Annotated in this window: 13 protein-coding genes; 11 read left to right on the forward strand and 2 right to left on the reverse strand. The window is 34.3% G+C overall.

What is annotated here, in order from left to right; translation table 11 throughout:
- The first annotated feature begins 205 nt into the window (after positions 1-205).
- The 11 genes from A9G44_RS03825 (at position 206) to A9G44_RS03875 (ending at position 14,757) form a co-directional block, all read left to right on the forward strand.
- Complete coding sequence (locus tag A9G44_RS03825) at positions 206-1,222, forward strand: amidohydrolase family protein (RefSeq protein WP_218837523.1); 1,017 nt, start codon at positions 206-208, stop codon at positions 1,220-1,222.
- A gap of 762 nt (positions 1,223-1,984) precedes the next feature.
- Positions 1,985-3,214 (forward strand): phosphopentomutase, encoded by a 1,230-nt coding sequence (locus A9G44_RS03830; RefSeq protein WP_065609253.1) that lies wholly within the window; start codon positions 1,985-1,987, stop codon positions 3,212-3,214.
- Between the two features lie 52 nt (positions 3,215-3,266).
- A complete protein-coding gene (deoD, locus tag A9G44_RS03835; protein WP_065609254.1) occupies positions 3,267-3,983 on the forward strand; it encodes a purine-nucleoside phosphorylase in 717 nt (238 codons plus the stop codon).
- Between the two features lie 104 nt (positions 3,984-4,087).
- A complete protein-coding gene (locus tag A9G44_RS03840; protein ID WP_034911041.1) occupies positions 4,088-5,329 on the forward strand; it encodes a nucleoside permease in 1,242 nt (413 codons plus the stop codon).
- A 305-nt stretch (positions 5,330-5,634) separates the two neighbouring features.
- Positions 5,635-6,804, forward strand: coding sequence for an adenosine deaminase (add, locus tag A9G44_RS03845; protein WP_081298241.1), 1,170 nt, complete (start codon positions 5,635-5,637; stop codon positions 6,802-6,804).
- Positions 6,805-6,833: 29 nt separating this feature from the next.
- Positions 6,834-8,807, forward strand: a complete 1,974-nt coding sequence (locus A9G44_RS03850; protein ID WP_065609256.1) for a bifunctional 2',3'-cyclic-nucleotide 2'-phosphodiesterase/3'-nucleotidase — start codon at positions 6,834-6,836, stop codon at positions 8,805-8,807.
- 23 nt (positions 8,808-8,830) lie between these two features.
- Positions 8,831-9,235 (forward strand): cytidine deaminase, encoded by a 405-nt coding sequence (locus A9G44_RS03855; protein ID WP_442902922.1) that lies wholly within the window; start codon positions 8,831-8,833, stop codon positions 9,233-9,235.
- A gap of 104 nt (positions 9,236-9,339) precedes the next feature.
- Positions 9,340-10,641 (forward strand): pyrimidine-nucleoside phosphorylase, encoded by a 1,302-nt coding sequence (locus tag A9G44_RS03860; protein ID WP_065609257.1) that lies wholly within the window; start codon positions 9,340-9,342, stop codon positions 10,639-10,641.
- A gap of 30 nt (positions 10,642-10,671) precedes the next feature.
- Positions 10,672-12,354 carry a bifunctional UDP-sugar hydrolase/5'-nucleotidase UshA gene (gene ushA / locus A9G44_RS03865; protein WP_143426303.1) on the forward strand — a complete coding sequence of 561 codons (1,683 nt, stop codon included), beginning with the start codon at positions 10,672-10,674 and terminating at the stop codon, positions 12,352-12,354.
- 14 nt (positions 12,355-12,368) lie between these two features.
- Complete coding sequence (locus A9G44_RS03870; protein ID WP_218837524.1) at positions 12,369-13,916, forward strand: YjjI family glycine radical enzyme; 1,548 nt, start codon at positions 12,369-12,371, stop codon at positions 13,914-13,916.
- Entirely contained in the window at positions 13,891-14,757 is an 867-nt protein-coding gene (locus tag A9G44_RS03875; protein WP_034911048.1) for a YjjW family glycine radical enzyme activase, read from the forward strand. Before A9G44_RS03870 ends, A9G44_RS03875 begins: the two co-directional genes overlap by 26 nt.
- Positions 14,758-15,071: 314 nt before the next feature.
- Here A9G44_RS03875 and A9G44_RS03880 read toward each other — a convergent pair whose 3' ends face one another.
- The gene (locus A9G44_RS03880) at positions 15,072-17,378 is read right to left on the reverse strand and encodes a Tex family protein (protein ID WP_065609262.1); all 2,307 of its coding nucleotides are present in this window, start codon (positions 17,376-17,378) and stop codon (positions 15,072-15,074) included.
- A 163-nt stretch (positions 17,379-17,541) separates the two neighbouring features.
- On the reverse strand, positions 17,542-19,049 hold a 1,508-nt coding region (locus A9G44_RS03885), incomplete at its 5' end, for a hypothetical protein (protein WP_218837526.1).

Consider the following 19,049-nt stretch of genomic DNA (forward strand, 5'->3'; position numbering starts at 1 on the left):
AGTACTTGCTATTAAAAATATTTTGGTTAGAATTTCTGCAATTTTTTATCGACACGGTGTAGGCACAATGATCAATTGTAACTCAGTAATCTTAATCATTAATATTATTGATTCCATTTTATCCTCCTTTTTGGGGGATTTTTTTTGCCTATTGTGCCCGACTTTATCAACTTCATTTAAAATGATTAAATTGTAGAGGCATATTATGATTGAACATAAAAACATGTTATTAACCACAAGAGACCAAAGTTTAAAAGCCTATTTAATGAATAATATTAAGCAAAAAGGCGGATGGGTTAATGCACATATGCATGCTGATCGTGCTTTTACTATTTCGGTTGATAGTTTTGATGTTTATCAAAAACAGACTTTAATTGAAAAATGGGATACATTAGATAAAGTCAAAGCATCAATGAGTGAAGATGATTACTATCGTCATTTTAGTATGGCGGTTGAGCGTATGATTGAGCAAGGTGTAAGTGCCATGGGATCGTTTGTTGATATTGATCCTATTGCTGAAGAACGAGCAATTAAAGGTGCCTTAAGAGCACGAGAAACTTATAAAAATGACATCACCATAAAATTAGTTAATCAAACACTTAAAGGTGTTATTGATAAAAAAGCACGTTATTGGTTTGATAAAGGGGCTGATTTAGTTGATATTATTGGCGGTTTACCGCGTCGTGATGAGCGTGATCATGGTGAAGGTATGGGACTTAAACATCTTGACGTGTTAATGCAAACAGGTAAATCACTAGGCAAAATGGTGCATGTACATGTTGACCAATTTAACTCACAAGATGAGATCGAAACAGAACAACTTACCGATAAAACCCTTGAGCATGGTATGCACGGGCGAGTTGTTGCTATCCATAGCATTTCTATCACTGCACATAGTTTAGCATATCGCCAAAAACTCTACAAAAAAATGAAAGAGGCCAAAATGATGGTTATTGCTTGCCCTTTTGCTTGGATCGATAGCCCTCGCCGTGAAGAACAAGGTCCTACTCGTAACTCATTAACCCCTGTTGATGAACTGGCGGCTGCTGGTATTCCTGTTGCTATTGGCACAGATAATGTTAGTGATTATATGTTACCATTTTCAACGGGTAATATGTGGGAAGAACTTAAATTGTTAGTAACAGGATGCCGTTATACCGATTTAGACAATGTGATTAATGTGGCAACTAAGAATGGGCGAATGGTGCTAGGTATTGATTGATTTGGAATAGAGTAAATTTAACAGAATACGCCCATGTAAATAAATTTGTGTATTTACCTAATTTTTAAACTACTCTAATGAGTAAAAAATAAGGTAAATATAAAATGATGAATACAAACTAAGAAAAATGGCAACCAAACTGACCAAAAGCATAAAAACGCTGGAAAGTTTAGGTATAGGGAAACACCAGATTGTTTATACTTCATAGTTAAAATAATCCTCTAAAAACCCATAAGGCATTTTCTTCCGAAAATCGCTTTATGGGTTTAACTGTATTATTATGGTTGATAAATCATTTAAGCCTTTATTTTCTATATTTTGAATATCTAAAGGTTTGACGATTATACTACATCTCCATTTAACGTTCGTATCACTCTTTTCGATTTCCAATTTCGTTTATGAGCAAGGTGATTTTGTAAAATTATAATTTATTTTTAAACAATAGATATTCACGTCGCTATAGGAATGTTTTGTTTTTTATGTATATTCATTACGTTTTTTTCTCAAAATAGTGTAAACAGCATGATTAATTTCTACACTTAAAAAAATGTTTTATAAATTTTTTGATATACAAAAATATGACTAAGATCAAATTAATCACATTATTTATACAAATATTCAGCTAAAGCAACGCTTAAATCTTTTTTGTTTTTTGTTATCGTGTATTATAGCTAACTAAGCGATGTTTCTATAAATTATAACCAGAATTCTAATAAAAAGATTGTGCGCAAGTTAAGTTTTGCTTATTAGTTAGAGGAAATTATGAAAAGAGTTTTTATTATGATCCTAGATTCGTTTGGTATCGGTGGCGCTGAAGATGCCAATAAATATGGCGATGAGGGTGCTGATACTTTAGGACATATTGCTGAAGCTTGTGCTTTAGGTAAAGCTGAGCATGGTCGTAGTGGTCCACTAAAATTGCCTAATTTAAGCAAATTGGGCTTAATCGAAGCGGCGTATGAATCAACTGGTCATTATCCTAAAGGTATGCAAACTGAAGGCGAAATTATTGGTTCATATGGCTATGCAAGCGAGATTTCCTCAGGTAAAGATACACCATCAGGACATTGGGAATTAGCTGGCGTGCCAGTTCTTTTTGACTGGGGTTATTTTACTAATACCACTAATAGCTTCCCTCAAGATCTTTTAGATAAAATTGTCTCTCGTGCAAAACTTCCTGGTTACCTCGGTAATTGTCACTCATCTGGTACAGTCATTCTTGATGAACTTGGTGAAGAACATATAGCATCTGGCAAGCCAATTTTTTATACTTCTGCTGATTCTGTATTCCAAATTGCATGTCATGAGGAGGCATTTGGTTTAGATAAACTTTATGAAGTCTGCGAAATTGCACGTGATGAGCTAAATAAAGGTAATTACAACATTGGCCGCGTTATTGCTAGACCTTTTGTTGGTAAAAAAGCGGGCGAATTTGTGCGTACGGGTAACCGCCACGATCTTGCTGTTGAACCACCAGCACCAACGATGATTAAAAAACTAGTTGATGAAAAACAAGGTACCGTAGTGTCAATTGGTAAAATTGCCGATATTTATGCACAAGTTGGAATTACCAAAAAAGTAAAAGCAACCGGTCTTGAAGCTTTATTTAATGCGTCACTAGAAGAAATTAAGCAGGCTAAAGATAATACGATTGTATTTACTAATTTTGTCGATTTTGACTCTTCTTATGGGCATCGTCGCGATGTCTCAGGTTATGCCGCTGCTTTAGAATATTTTGATAGTCGTCTTCCTGAGATGTTAGCGCTTATCCAACCTGGCGATCTGCTTATTATTAGCGCCGATCATGGTTGTGATCCAACTTGGTCAGGTACCGATCATACTCGCGAACATATACCTGTCATTGTCTACGGAGATAGTGTGCCTGTTGGCTCTTTAGGTCATCGTGAAACATTTGCCGATATAGGACAGAGTGTTGCCGATTATTTTGATTTATCGCCAATGGATTACGGTAAATCTTTTATAAAAAAATAAATAATTTAAGTTTAAGTAATATCGATTTCAAAACAAATATCAGGAGAAGTTAATGTCTACCCCGCATATTAATGCTGTTGATAATGCCTTTGCAAAAACCGTTTTAATGCCCGGCGATCCGCTACGAGCAAAATTTATTGCAGAAACCTTTTTAGAGAATGCAACAGAAGTTACTAATGTAAGATCCATGTTGGGTTTTACTGGTTATTACAAAGATAAAAAGGTTTCAGTTATGGGGCATGGAATGGGTATTCCATCTTGTTCAATCTATACAACCGAACTAATTAAATTTTATGGTGTTGAAAACATCATTCGTATTGGTTCATGTGGTGCAATTAGCCCTAATGTCAACTTGGGGGATGTTATTGTTGGGTTAGGTGCTTGTACCGATTCAAAAGTCAACCGTTTACGTTTTAAAGATCATGATTTTGCCGCTATCGCCGATTTTGATTTAACTTGTAATGCCGTTAATGCAGCTAAAAAATTGGGTGTGAATGTTAAAGTTGGTAACCTTTTTTCTGCTGATCTTTTTTATAGTGTTGAATCTGATATGTTTGATATTATGGAAAAGTACAATATTTTAGGCGTTGAGATGGAAGCTGCTGGCATTTATGGCGTTGCGGCTGAATATGGTGCAAAAGCACTGGCTATTTGTACGGTTTCAGATCATATCCGAAAAAGCGAAGCAATGTCAGCAGAACAAAGACAATTAGGGTTCAAAGAAATGATCACTGTTGCACTGGAGTCTGTTTTATTAAATCAAAACTAAAAAAATGGCAGGTTAATCTGCCATTTTTTATTTTGATCAAATAATTATTTTATTGATATTTAGATATTAGATTATAGTAAATCTTGTTTATTAAGGAATTATAAATGAATATTCATTTTAAACTTAGGGTTATATTTTTCTTACAATATTTTATCTGGGGAAGTTGGTTAATAACTCTCGGTTCTTATATGATACGTAAATTACAATTTACTGGTCTTGAAGTAGGTTCGATATACGGAACAATGGGTATCGCATCTTTATTTATGCCTGGCTTACTTGGGATTGTAGCGGATAGATGGATACCTGCTAACCGTTTGTATATGCTTTGTCATTTAATTGGTGCTTTAACACTATTTATTGCGGCTTCTGTAACATCTCCTTTCATGATGATGATTGTGATATTGATTCATTGCCTAGCTTTCATGCCAACCATCGCCATTTCAAATTCAATCGCTTATTCTTGCTTAGAATCACGTGGACTTGATGTTATTACCGAGTTCCCTTGTATCAGAATTTTTGGCACCATTGGATTTATTGTTGCTATGTGGCTTGTGAGTCTTTTAAAATTAGAACTGAGTAGCATGCAACTTTATATTGCAGCTGCATCTGCTTTATTACTCAGCCTTTATTCATTCTTGCTACCATTGATTCCAACAACAAAAAATAAAACTGAAGAAAAAAACATCATTAGCGCATTAGGGTTAGATGCTATTGTTTTATTCAAACAACCACGAATGGTTATATTTTTTCTATTTGCGGTTTTATTAGGCGGTATTTTACAAATAACCAATACTTTTGGTAATCCATTTTTACATGATTTTGAAAGATTCCCTGAATATGCTGATAGTTTAGTGGTTAAATACCCTTCTATACTGTTGTCTATTTCTCAAATGTCAGAAGTCGCATTTATCTTATTTGTACCTTTCTTTATGAAACGTTTAGGTATCAAATATGTTATGCTTATTAGTATGCTTGCTTGGGTTGCTCGTTTTGGTTTATTTGCTTATGGCGATCCATCTCTTTTCGGTTCTGTATTACTTCTTCTTTCAATGATTGTTTATGGTTGTGCTTTCGACTTTTACAATATATCTGGTTCAATGTATGTTGAAAAATCGGTATCGCCAACTATTCGTAATAGTGCTCAAGGATTATTTATGACCATGACTAATGGGTTCGGTGCTTATTTAGGTTCGGTAGGCAGTGGTTATGTAGTCGATTATTATAAAACTGGAAATGTTACTGAATGGCAAACAGTTTGGCTTATTTTTGCCGGCTATGCTTTGGTTTTAGCAATTGTATTTATGTTGATTTTTAAAAACGAAAAGCCTAATCCAAAAACCGTTTAAATCATTTATTAATTATTCATTGTGTGCTGAAGCTTTTTCCCACTTAATCAATATGTAGGCAACAATACATTTTGTTGCCTTTTTTACTAACAATAAATTATCGTAAAAATTTGATTTACCGCACAAAAATATAAATAAGTGATGCAAAAGATATAGCAGATAAGTATCTTATCAAGTTAAAATAACCCAATTGACGATGATATACATGTTATTAAAAATTTTTTAATAAGCTTTTGATATCATTGTTAGTAAAACCAATGTTATTAAAGCCAATTTATCTCATTTAAAAATAGATTAAATACCTAATGAACGATCAAATGATACCTAAAGTTATATTGCACGAACATGTTGAAGGCAGCATTACCCCTGCCATGGCTCACCAGTTAGCTCAAAAAAATAATATTCCTTTTCCTAATACACTATGTTACCAATCTGGTCAATACAATGCCAAAGAATATAAAAATGGTAGATATTTGTATGACGAGTCCAAATTTGAAGAATTTATTAATACATATGATACCGTTTCTAGCTTTCTAAAAGATCCTGAAGATTATTATTCTATTACTTATGATTTTCTTTATAGAAATGCTAAACAAGGGTTAATTTATTGTGAACTATTTTTATCCCCTTATCATATTTGCACAACCGAAGTGAATGGAAAATTAATTTGGGATAAAGAAAGGTTCAATCAAACTCTTTTCCACATGGACAAAGCAATTATAAAGGTACAAAACGATTATGATATTACAGTTAGATATCACGTTATTGGTGTTAGACACCTAGGCGCTAAAGTTGTTTATGATACGTTGCGTTTTATTCAGCAAAATCATCACCCCTTTATTACGGGATTTAATATTGCTGGTAACGAAAAGGTTGGGCATTTTAAGGATTTTAAAGATGCACATAAGCTGGCTACTCAGATGAATTTAAAAAAATCGTATCATGCTGGCGAAATTGATTCAGATGAGAGTATTATTCAAGCTCTTAAACACGGTGCAAACAGAATTGGTCATGGCATTCGTGCCATTGAAAACAAAGCGCTTATTTGTGAACTGGTCGAAAAAAAAATTACATTAGAAATTGCTTTAACGAGTAATCGAATTTTAGTGAATGAATTGCATGGCGATATTTATCAACATCCAATAAGGCAACTTTATGACCAAGGAGTTCGCATTACTTTAAATACAGATGATGCAGGGATTTTTGGTACTGATATTGAAAAAGAATATAGTATCGCCCAATCCATATTTGCATTTTCACGATTAGAATTGCTTGATATAACACTATGTGGCATTCAAGCCGCATTTGTTGAAGATACGGTTAAAAGTCGTTTAACTGAGCAAGTTCTTTTATGTTTTTCATCTGATGATAGACAATTACTTAAAAAATTTATTAATGACAAAAAATATCATCCAGCAATCATTGAACGATTTTTAGAGTATCAGAAACTGTTACTAGCCATACCCGTTAACTAATTTACTTGTCAGAATAATAGGAGATTTGCATGAAAAAAAATAAGTTAACTTTACCCTTTTTAACCCTATTTATATCTGGCGTTGTTAATGCTGCAACTGTTGATTTAAGGATAATTGAAACAACCGACTTGCATGGAAACATGATGAATTACGATTATTTCAAAGATCAATCTGTTGATTCTTTTGGATTAGTAAAAACTGCTAATTTAATTCATCAAGCAAGAAGTGAAGTAAAAAATAGTGTTCTTGTTGATAATGGTGATCTAATTCAAGGCAGCCCAATGGCTGATTATGCCGTAAATATGGGGCTTAATGATGGCGATATTCATCCTGTTTATAAAGCACTCAATACACTTAATTATACTGTGGGTAATATTGGTAACCACGAATTTAATTTTGGATTGGAATTTCTGCAAAAAAGCCTTTCCGGAGCAAAATTTCCTTACATTAACGCTAATGTTTATGATGCCCAAACCCAAAAGCCATTTTTTACACAATATATTATCTTAGATACTCCTGTTATTGATAGAAACGGCAATAAACACACGATTAAAATCGGCTATATTGGTTTCGTCCCTCCACAGATTATGCAATGGGACAAACTTAATCTTGATGGAAAAGTTGTCGTCAAAGATATTACAGAAACGGCCAAACTATTAGTCCCTGAAATGAAAAAACAAGGCGCTGATGTTATTATTGCCATTCCACATTCTGGTGTTTCAGCTGAGCCTTATAAAGCATTAGCTGAAAATTCGGTTTACTACTTGAGTCAAGTAGAGGGTATTAATGCAATTATGTTTGGCCATTCTCACGGCATATTTCCTAGTGAAGATTTCAAATCATTACCAAATACCGATATCAAAACTGGTAACATTAATCATGTGCCTGCTGTTATGCCCGGACATTGGGGTAGCCATTTGGGAGTGGTGGACTTAGTTCTTGATGGTGATAAATCAAAATGGCAAGTGATTTCAGGTAAATCAGAAGCTAGACCAATCTATGATGTAAAAACTAAAAAGGCACTTGTTAAAGCCGATCAAAAAATCGTCGACATTCTAAACAAAGATCACCAAGGAACACGTGAATTTGTTAGTAAACCAATAGGTAAAGTTTCAACCGATATTACGAGCTATCTAGCATTGGTTGAAGATACATCTGCCTTACAAATTATTAATGATGCACAAATCGATTACGTTAAGCAGTTTATTAAAGGGGATCCTGATCTTGATGGTTTGCCCGTTTTATCGGCCATTGCACCATTTAAAGCTGGCGGCAGGAAAAACGATCCTAGCGCTTTTGTTGATGTTAAAGCAGGTAATTTGTCGTTTAGAAATGCTGCAGATATTTACCTTTATCCTAATATTTTGTCTGCTGTGAAAATTACAGGTAAAGATGTCAAAGAGTGGTTAGAGTGTTCAGCTGGTGTATATAATCAAATTAATACTAATTCATCACAACCACAATATTTGATTAATTGGGATAAATTCAGAACCTATAATTTTGATATTATTGATGGAGTAAATTATCAAATAGATGTAACAAAGCCACCCCGTTATGATGCAAATTGCCAGTTAATTAACCCTACATCTGAAAGAATTAGGAATCTGACTTATCAACAAAAAACAATTGCTCCTAACCAAGAATTCTTAATTGCCACCAATAATTATCGTGCTTATAGTGGTATATTTCCAGGTACTGGTGAAAAAAATGTCAAATTTAATTCTCCTGACGATCTAAGAGTAATTCTTTCAGCCTATATTACCAATACTACCCAAAAATATAGTATAACGAATGTTACCATCGACAATAATTGGCAAATTTCTCCAATTATTAGTAACACAAAATTAGATATTCGCTTTGAATCATCACCAACTGATGAAGCTAAAACCTATATCGAGAAACATTCACTATACCCTATTCATTTTATCGATACAGATACATCTGGTTTTGGTGTTTATAAGATAGATTTGCAGTCTCCTGTTAACACTCAACCTAAAATTTAGTTAGATTTATTACGGCCAAAAGGATTATTAATATGAAAATTGAAAAACTGATTGAACTTGCTAAAACAGCCCGTTCTAAAGCTTATGTACCTTATTCTAAATTTCAGGTTGGTGCCGTGCTAATTACTGAAGATGATGAAGCAATTTTAGGTTGTAATATTGAAAATGCATCTTATGGACTAGCAAATTGTGCCGAAAGAACGGCAATTTTTAAAGCGGTTTCTGAAGGTAAAACAAAATTTAAAAAATTGGTGGTAATTGGAGATACTGATGGGCCTATTTCACCATGTGGAGCTTGCCGTCAAGTTATTAGTGAGTTTTGTGCTAAAGATATGCCTGTTATTTTGACCAATATGAACGGTAGAATTCAGGAAACAACAGTGGGAGAATTATTACCTTGGTCTTTTTCACCAAGTGATCTTGATTAACATTATTTTTTAACAATAAAAAATAATAATTAGGACTTAATATTTATTTTGTATAAACAAAGCAATACACTAATTTTATTTATTGATAGTAAGAGAGAATAGTAATGAGATTTGTAGATATTATAGAAAAAAAACGTGACGGCAATGTATTAACCACTGATGAAATCCAATTTTTTATCACTAATTATACCAATGGAACTATCCCCGATTATCAAGTTAGTGCTTTATTAATGGCAATTTATTATCAAGGTATGACTTCCAAAGAGTGCGCAGATTTAACCTCGGCGATGATGTATTCTGGCGATACTGTTGATCTGTCTTCAATCAAAGGCATTAAAGTTGATAAACATTCAACTGGCGGTGTAGGTGACACTACAACATTAGTTCTAGCTCCTTTAGTAGCAGCTTTAGATGTTCCAGTAGCTAAAATGTCTGGACGAGGGCTTGGTCACACGGGTGGCACCACAGATAAATTTGAATCGATTCCTGATTTTAAAATTGAGTTAAGTAAACAAGATTTTATTAATCAAGTTAATAATAAAGGCCTTGCAGTTATTGGTCAATCAGGCAATTTAACCCCAGCAGACAAGAAACTTTATTCGTTACGTGATGTAACAGGTACTGTTAACTCTATTCCTCTTATTGCAAGTTCAATTATGAGTAAAAAATTGGCAGCGGGTGCTGATGCCATCGTTCTTGATGTTAAAACAGGTGATGGTGCGCTAATGAAAGATATGGCCGATTCAGAAAAATTAGCCCATGAAATGGTAAATATTGGTAATCAAATTGGCCGTAGAACCATGGCAATTATTTCGGATATGTCTCAACCTCTTGGTTTTGCAATTGGTAATGCTCTTGAAGTAAAAGAAGCAATTGATACGTTAAAAGGTCATGGTCCAGCCGATTTAACCGAACTGGTTTTAACATTAGGTAGTCAAATGGTTGTACTTGCCGATAAAGCAAAAACATTAGAAGAAGCCAGAATAAAACTTCAAGAAGTCATTAAAAATGGTAAAGCTATCGAGAAGTTTAAAACCCTAATTGAAGCACAAGGCGGTGATAGTTCGGTCGTTGATCATCCTGAAAAATTGGCTAGTGCACCTTACCAAATTACCCTACCAGCCCTTAAGTCAGGTTATGTATCAAAAATTATCGCAGATCAAATCGGGATCGCTGCAATGCAATTAGGTGCTGGTCGTGCAACCAAAGAAGATATTATTGATCCAGCTGTTGGAATCGTGTTACATAAAAAAGTAGGCGACAAAGTTACTGAAGGTGAAGCTTTATTAACGATACACGCCAATACTGATAAGCTTGATACTATCAAGCAAAAATTATATGACAATATTACCATTAGCGATAACGCAACTGAGCCTCAACTTATTTACAAGGTGATTACAGGATAATAGCTGTTATATAATGATTTAGGAGATACCATGCATTATCAATTAAATAAAAAGCTATCATTACTTGTTTGTATGGGGCTATTTTCAGCCTCTTGCATGGCCGCTGTTTCCACAAAAAGCTCATCAGTTCCAACTTTAGAAAAAGACAAGTCTTATCAATTTACTATTTTGCATACCAATGACCACCACGGCCGTTTTTGGCAAAATGATATTGGTGAGTATGGGCTTGCTGCTCAAAAAACCGTAGTAGATGAAATTCGAAAAGAAGTTACGGCAAAAGGAGGGAAATTACTGCTGCTATCAGGTGGTGATATTAATACTGGTGTCCCTGAATCTGATGTACAGCAAGCCAAACCTGATTTTATTGGCATGAATGCGGTTGGTTACGATGCTATGGCTGTGGGTAATCATGAGTTTGATCATCCTTTGACTATTATTCGTGAGCAACAAAAATGGGCAAAATTTCCTTTTTTATCGGCAAACACTTACTTTAAAGGCACAGATAAACATGTATTTGATGCCTATAAAATGTTTGATTTGAATGGTATTAAAGTTGCTGTGTTTGGTTTAACCACTGACGATACCATTTTTCTTGCTTCACCCAAAAATACGGAAGGCGTCGAATTTCGACAAACCTTACCCGAAGCACAAAAAATAATTAAACAGTTAAAAGATAATGAACACCCTGATATGATTATTGCTGTCACTCATATGGGGCATTATGAAAATGGTGAACATGGCTCAATGGCACTGGGTGATGTTGAATTAGCCAGAAATTTACAGGCCGGCGATTTAGATATGATAGTGGGAGGACACTCACAAAACCCTGTGTGTATGGCTAGTCCTAATAAACGTATTACCGAATATGTACCAGGTACACCTTGTGCGCCAGATCAACAAAATGGCACATGGATTGTGCAGGCCCACGAATGGGGGAAATATGTTGGACGTGCAGATTTTGTCTTTTTAAATGGCAAAATCACGTTAAAAAATTACCAATTAATTCCTATTAACCTTAAAAAAGAGGTTGATAATGGTAACAGTACCAAACGCCTTGAATATTACACGCAAGAAATTCCTCAAGATAAATCCTTACTTGAAAATTTAAGACCTTATCAAGAATTAGGTAAACAGCAGTTGTTAGTGAAAAGTGGCGAGTTAAAAGGACGATTAGAAGGTAATCGAGATGTTGTTAGATACCAACAAAGCAATATGGGACAACTGTTACTCAGTGCTTTTGTTGAAAAAACCAATGCAGACGTTGGCATTATGTCTGGGGGTATGATTCGTGACTCTTTAATTGAAGGTAATATTACTTATCGTGATATTTTAAAAGTAGAACCTTTTGGTAACAGTGTGGTTTATTTCGAATTAACTGGCAATGAATTAATTGATTATCTAAAAGTTGCATTAAGTAAAAAGCAAGGTTCGGGTGGGTATGCACATTTGAAAAATATAAACCTAACAAGAAATGGGAACAATATTGAAGATGTAAAAATTAATGATCAACCGATCGATTTACAAAAAAACTATCGCATTGCTACACTTGACTTTTTAGCCGCTGGTGGAGATGGCTATCCAATAACTAATACATCACCGACTTACGTTGATACGGGTTATCGCGATGCCGATGTAGTAAAACAATATTTTGAGACTCATTCGCCAATTACTGCGTCTGATTATGAACCAAAACAATTTATTATTGAGAAATAAATATTGAGATAATTATGAGTATGACCGAATTCCAACAAAGTTGTTATAATATTGTGACAGACCCTAATTTGTCACCCAAACAAAAATCAAATTTGCTCGCCTTAGCAGCAGAAAATAATTTACCTTATGTAGATCTGGATGAAGAAACACAACAAGCTTTAAATGACCGCGTTATTTGTGATATGTACGAAGGTCACGCACCTTATAAACCTCGTTATGTTTTACCTGATTATGTGAAATTTTTAAAGCAAGGATCACAATGGCTAGAACTTAATCCAGCTGAAACATTTGATGATGCATTGAATTTGCTTATCATCATCTATCATCATGTTCCTTCAGTAACTGGTATGCCTGTTTATTTAGGATGCTTAGATCAAATTTTACTTCCTTACGTTGGTAATCTTACTGAAGATGAGATTTATCAGCGATTAAAGCATTTTTGGATCATGCTTGATCGTAATTTACCTGATGCATTTATGCATACAAACATTGGACCAACCGATAATATTATCTGTCGGGTAATCTTGCGTATAGATAGAGAACTCAAACAAGTTGCTCCAAATTTAACCTTTATCTATGATGAAGACATTACACCAGAATCATTATTATTAGTGGCAATTGAAAATATTTGTGAAACAAGCAAACCTCATATTGCAAACAACAATATGATTCAAAAAGATTTTGATAACCAAGGTTACGGTGTTGTAAGTTGCTATAATTCACTACCAGTAGCTGGAGGGGGAAGCACGCTTTCACGAATCAATTTAAAAGAAGTTGCGATACGCAGTAAAAATATAGAAGACTTTCTGTCAAATATCTTACCCCACTATTGTCAATTGCAGCTCAATCTTATTCAAGCAAGGTCAAACTTTCTTTACAATAAATCAAACTTTTTTAATAGCAGTTTTTTAGTTGAAGAAGGTTTAATTGATCCAAAACGATTTGCTCCAATGTTTGGTATATTTGGAATGGCTGAAGCTGTCAATATCTTGCAAGAAAAAGCAAATTTAGCTGGACGTTATGGTTTTGATGAACAAGCTAATGAACTTGCATTAACTATTACACAATTAATTGCCGAATTTATTGATAACCATACAATAGATTATGCTTGGAAAGGGAAAGCAATGCTGCATTCACAATCAGGCATTAGTATAGATAGAGCAACAACACCTGGGTTAAGAATACCATATGGGCAAGAACCCGATCCTGTCACTCATATTATGGCTCTGTATAAACATCACCAGTATTTCACTTCGGGTATTAGTGACATTTTAACAATTGATGAGACAATAAAAAATAATCCCCTAGCTTTGCTACAAATTTGTAAAGCTGCTTTCAAATTTGGTTTCCGCGAATTTACTGCCAATATCAGTGGTAATGATCTTGTTCGAGTTACAGGTTATATGGTGAGATTATCTGATATTAAAAGATATAAAAAAGAAGGCTCACGAATTAATACTACTTTCTTAGGAGCCGAGGCTGCCGACGATACCGAAAATAATAGTTATTTATGTCGAAAACCACGAGTAATTAGTCATGAGCAAGTCATGGGCAATCGTTAATAAGCTTTTACCCTTTTCTTGTGTAGATGGACCTGGTAATCGACTAGTTATATTTTTACAAGGATGTAATTTTCGTTGTTTAAACTGCCATAATCCTTATACGATATCATTGTGCAAGGATTGTGGTCAATGTGTTGATACTTGTCCACACAAAGCATTAAGTTTTAGTAACAATAAAGTTATATGGCAAACTTCAAATTGTCAGCAATGTGATACTTGTATTAATACTTGTAAACATTCTTCATCACCAATGACTTATAGATATAGTGTAGATGATATTTTAATCGCTATCCGGAAATATCTACCATTTTTAAATGGTATTACCATAAGTGGTGGAGAAGCAACAATGCAGTTACCCTTTATTAAAGAGTTATTCAATGTTATCAAACAATCTAACGATTTAAAGCACCTTACCTGTTTTATTGATAGCAATGGTTATTTAACTAAAACAGGATGGCAAAAAGTAGAAAATGTGATGGATGGCGCAATGATTGATCTCAAAGCTTGGGATAATGATGTGCATAAAAAGTTAACGGGAAGAGACAATCAACGAGTAAAAGAAACGATTAACTATCTGGCAAAAATAAAAAAACTATATGAGGTAAGACTTTTAATTATTCCTAAACAAACGGATCTACAGGATAATGCTAAAAATATTGCCAAATTTTTAATTGATTTAGATCCCAATATTCAAATAAGAATTAATGCTTTTCATAATCATGGTGTACATGGTATCGCTAAAAACTGGCCATCCGCCAGTAGGCCTGAAGTAGAACAGTTTGCAGAACAATTAAAACAGCATAGCCTACAACATATTATATTACCTAATGTTTATTTGTAATGGTAATAACTTGTTACTTTTAAGTATCAATAAATAACAGATAATTTATACCAATGTGTAAATACTTCAAACTTAGTCAAGATTCAAGTAGAAATTATGCTGCTTATTTAAGGATATTTACAATAGAATTATAGAATATTAGTAATACTTTATATCATAACCGATAATACTATTACATTAAGTAAAAAAGATAAACCTGAGTTGGCTTTAATTATATGTTTCAGTTCTATATTGAATAGATCGCTATTAGGTAGCTTTAACTAGATGGTTTTAAATGCAGAAAAGGGACAATTGTCCCTTAAACTAGAAAAATATTATTTATTCTTTTTAAATGCAGTTGCAAATGCATTTCCCATGACATTATTAGTCATTGAAGATGAGTGTTGTTTTTTAGTATTGTTAACCGAACGTTCATTAATGAATTTTCGATTATCAGTTTTTGACGTTGCAGGATCATCTAATCGCATTGATAAAGCGATACGTTTTCGTGGAATGTCAACTTCTATTACTTTAACTTTGACTATATCACCAGCTTTTACCACTGTTCTTGGATCATCAACAAACTTATCTGATAAAGCTGAAATATGTACTAAACCATCTTGATGCACACCAATATCAACAAATGCGCCAAAATTAGTTACATTAGTAACAGATCCTTCCATAATCAGACCTATTTTTAGGTCTTCCATCGTTTCTATATCATCAGCAAACTGCGCAGTTTTAAATTCAGGTCTTGGATCACGACCAGGTTTATCAAGCTCTTTGATAATATCTGTAACTGTTGGCACACCAAAATGATCATCTACGTAATCGATTGCTTTAAGTGATTTTAAATAGTTTGTATCACCTAAAATTTCTTTTAAAGATTTGTGATTTTTTTCCAAAATTCGCTCTACAACAGGGTAAGCTTCTGGATGAACGGCCGATGCGTCAAGAGGATTTTTACCATCCATTATACGTAAAAATCCAGCGCACTGTTCAAATGCTTTAGGACCTAAGCGAGCCACTTTCAATAATTGTTTACGATCCGTAAATTGTCCATTTTCATTACGCCAATTAATTATATTTTGGGCTATTACTTTATTAAGTCCAGCAATACGAGCAAGTAACATCATCGAAGCAGTGTTTAAATTCACACCAACCGCATTAACACCATCTTCAACAACAGCATCAAGTTTTTTTGCTAACTGAGTTTGGCTAACATCATGTTGATATTGCCCCACCCCAATCGATTTAGGATCTATTTTAACAAGCTCTGCTAATGGATCTTGTAAACGACGTGCAATTGATACTGCACCACGAATAGATACATCTAAATCAGGAAATTCTTGCGCTGCTAGTTCTGATGCAGAATAAACCGAGGCACCTGCTTCACTTACAATTACTTTTTGTGCTTTCACTTCTGGATATTTCTTTTGAACATCAAGATAAAAACGTTCAGTTTCGCGCGAAGCAGTACCATTACCAATGGCCACTAATTCAACTTGATATTTAATACAAAGTGCGGCAATAACCATAGCTGCTTTATCTGCCTGCCCTGTATGAGGATAAATCGTTTCAGTCGCAACTAATTTACCTGTTGCATCAACAACAGCTATTTTTACACCTGTCCTTAAACCAGGATCCATGCCCATAGTAACTTTCATACCTGCTGGAGCAGCCATTAACATATCATGTAAGTTAGCAGCAAATACGTTAATCGCTTCTTCCTCTGCTCGCTCACGTAATGTTGTCATTAATTCGGTTTCCATGTGCATCAGAATTTTAATGCGCCATGTCCAATTAATCACAGCTTTGCGCCATTTATCTGCTGGCTGTTCATTAAAATGGACGCCTAGATATTCAGTGATAATTTGTTCACAATAACTCTCTTTAGGCGCTTGTTCAAATTGCGGATCAGCATTTAAGGAGAGTTGTAAAAAGCCTTCATTTCGCCCTCTAAACATTGCTAATGCACGATGAGATGGTATTTTAGAAATCAGCTCGCTTTGTGAAAAATAGTCTCGGAATTTAGCTCCTTCTTCCTCTTTACCACTCACCACTTGCGAAACTAAATGAGCATTATTCCAAAGATAATGACGCACTTTTGCTAATAATGCTGCATCTTCTGCAAAGCGCTCCATCAAAATGTAACGAGCTCCATCCATTGCTGATTTTGTATCAGTAATACCTTTATCGGAATTGATATATTTTTCGGCTTCAATTACAGGATCAAGCATGGGATTCTGCCATAAGCCATCCGCCAATGGCTCAAGCCCTGCTTCAATGGCAATTTGACCTCGAGTACGGCGTTTAGGTTTATATGGTAAATAGAGATCTTCAAGTTCAGTTTTACTAAGCGTTTGTGCAATACTGTTACTTAATTCTAATGTCAATTTACCTTGTTCTTCAATAGACTTTAAAATTGTTTGCTTACGATCTTCAAGTTCTCGCAAATAGCTCAATCGACTATCAAGAGTACGTAATTGGGTATCATCAAGCCCACCTGTCACCTCTTTTCGATAACGAGCAATAAAAGGAACGGTACTACCCTCATCTAATAATTGAATCGCCGCTTGAACTTGTTCTGACTTTACGGCTAACTCACTGGCTATAATATGGCTAATTTGTTTATTCATCATGGTATTTTTAACAATTTTAAGCAAAGTAGTGATTATATACCTATCCTTGTTTCTGTTGCAATTCTGAGCCTTTTATCTCCTCCCCCCAAAATATAACTGCTAGTTATTGGGATATTTTTAGCTTGGCTAACATTTAATAGAGCTAACCACAAATTTAACTTCTTTATTTAGAACTACATAATGCGTAATACGGATGCTGATCATCTCTATCGCCATTTAGTGCAGCATCATTCATATTGATATAAATAGGATCACCCGTAGACTTAGAAAAATCACTAGTCCAACCATAGGTTGGGTTATGAAAATTATCGCCTTGATAATACGCTAATCCCCCCCATTCAGTAATTAATCCCCCATGTACCGCTCTTTTGTAGTAGTTATCAGGATTATTACCATATTTATCTTGATGAAGCAGAAAGTTGGCATTACTCAGCTCTCTTAGAGATGCTAATTTATAATCACCTAAATTATTGCACCAATCTTTTTGTTCTTGAAGTTTATCAATATATTCTCCTCTATTGATAAACCATTTAGTTATTCGGAAACTGTAACTAAGCATTACTCCTTGTTTGGTTTCGCCTATAATCTCAATATCAACAGGTAAATTCGCTTTGGGTGCTGTAGCTCGATTAGCACCTTTAGATGAGGAATCAGGACCTTTTAACGTAACCAGAACCATATTTTTTGCATCATAAGCCTTAAAACCACCTACAACTACTGCTCTTGGAGCCTCTGACTTTGCAACTGTCGCTGTAATTGCGCCAGGTGATCCTTTATCAGGATCCGATGTTCTTACGATCCATTTTGTTGTGCTTAATGAATTATCAATATTCTCGGTAATTAAATAGAAAAAGAGACCATTTGCACCAACTGAAGGGAAGTTATTTAAATAATCATCTTGTGGTACAAAGCCATTCCTATCTACCCAATCAAAAATAGATCTATCCCCCCAAGAATAAGCTGGAGCACTATAAAGCATATGTGGACTAGCATATTTGATAGCTTCACCACCTACTTGTACATTAAAATTTCGATAAGGTGTTTTTGTTATAGCAATCTTACTATCTGGGTAATTTTGAAAATTTGGAACTCCGTATTTTGTAGTTAATGCTACCCCACCACTAACTTTAATATAAGGATAAATACCACTTTTTACTAATTTTTCAAATGTCGTTTTTGTTTGATCGTCTGTTAATTTAACTTCTTTATTATTTTCGTCTTCGTAATACCATTCCAGCGAAACTGGGTTATCCTTGTCCTCTGATAATTTAATATCTCCATCACCATCAACATCTATAACCTCAGAGCTTTCTGGTTGTTTAATTGCTGCTAATAAACCTAAACTTTCAGGAGTTTTAGTTGAAACATCTGAGCCTAATGCTGTGTTCAAATCACCTGTATAAAAATAGGTGTTTCCATTATAGATGACACCAAAATAATTAAATGCTTTATTGGATTGAATATTATTTTCAATTGAACTAATAAAACGAGGACTATTTCCATTAATAGGATTTGCAGTAACAGCCGATAATGCTAAAGATTTAGTTGAAAAAAAACTAATAAGACAAACTAGACCCAAAATTGGCTCTTTCCGTGTAGTCATATTCATTCCTAATGGTGATAATAATAACAACTTATTTATTTTATTATTGTATAATTGCGAAATTAAAT

It is taken from the genome of Gilliamella sp. Occ4-3, assembly GCF_001690675.1.
Lineage (GTDB): Bacteria > Pseudomonadota > Gammaproteobacteria > Enterobacterales > Orbaceae > Gilliamella > Gilliamella bombi.

Coding starts and splice junctions, on each gene's coding strand:
- A9G44_RS03825 (WP_218837523.1), top strand. CDS start 206: ATGATTGAACATAAAAACATGTTATTAACCACAAGAGACCAAAGTTTA.
- A9G44_RS03830 (WP_065609253.1), top strand. CDS start 1,985: ATGAAAAGAGTTTTTATTATGATCCTAGATTCGTTTGGTATCGGTGGC.
- deoD (WP_065609254.1), top strand. CDS start 3,267: ATGTCTACCCCGCATATTAATGCTGTTGATAATGCCTTTGCAAAAACC.
- A9G44_RS03840 (WP_034911041.1), top strand. CDS start 4,088: ATGAATATTCATTTTAAACTTAGGGTTATATTTTTCTTACAATATTTT.
- add (WP_081298241.1), top strand. CDS start 5,635: ATGAACGATCAAATGATACCTAAAGTTATATTGCACGAACATGTTGAA.
- A9G44_RS03850 (WP_065609256.1), top strand. CDS start 6,834: ATGAAAAAAAATAAGTTAACTTTACCCTTTTTAACCCTATTTATATCT.
- A9G44_RS03860 (WP_065609257.1), top strand. CDS start 9,340: ATGAGATTTGTAGATATTATAGAAAAAAAACGTGACGGCAATGTATTA.
- ushA (WP_143426303.1), top strand. CDS start 10,672: ATGCATTATCAATTAAATAAAAAGCTATCATTACTTGTTTGTATGGGG.
- A9G44_RS03870 (WP_218837524.1), top strand. CDS start 12,369: ATGAGTATGACCGAATTCCAACAAAGTTGTTATAATATTGTGACAGAC.
- A9G44_RS03875 (WP_034911048.1), top strand. CDS start 13,891: ATGAGCAAGTCATGGGCAATCGTTAATAAGCTTTTACCCTTTTCTTGT.
- A9G44_RS03880 (WP_065609262.1), bottom strand. CDS start 17,378: ATGATGAATAAACAAATTAGCCATATTATAGCCAGTGAGTTAGCCGTA.